The organism is Buttiauxella sp. S19-1 (assembly GCF_022134725.1).
Lineage (GTDB): Bacteria > Pseudomonadota > Gammaproteobacteria > Enterobacterales > Enterobacteriaceae > Buttiauxella > Buttiauxella ferragutiae.
The window spans coordinates 1-304 of record NZ_JAHWLU010000293.1; the positions used below are offsets into that span (position 1 = coordinate 1).

The window sequence follows — 304 nt, forward strand, 5'->3', positions numbered from 1 at the left end:
ACTCTCGCATGGGGAGACCCCACACTACCATCGGCGCTACGGCGTTTCACTTCTGAGTTCGGCATGGGGTCAGGTGGGACCACCGCGCTAGTGCCGCCAGGCATATTCTGTTTTGTTAACCGTTGTGTTATCCACACAACCATCAACTTAATCTCGGTTCAAGCTGAAAATCAAATATCATAGTCTCTCAACCAAAACACCTTCGGTGTTGTAAGGTTAAGCCTCACGGATCATTAGTACTGGTTAGCTCAACGTATCGCTACGCTTACACACCCAGCCTATCAACGTCGTAGTCTTCAACGTT

At 49.0% G+C, this 304-nt stretch carries 2 rRNA genes; both read right to left on the bottom strand.

Features of this window, described 5'->3' with window-relative positions:
- Positions 1 to 101: ribosomal RNA gene (gene rrf, locus MES37_RS24625) — 5S ribosomal RNA — on the bottom strand; the annotation flags it as partial.
- Positions 102 to 212: 111 nt separating this feature from the next.
- A 23S ribosomal RNA gene (locus MES37_RS24630) occupies positions 213 to 304 on the bottom strand; the annotation flags it as partial.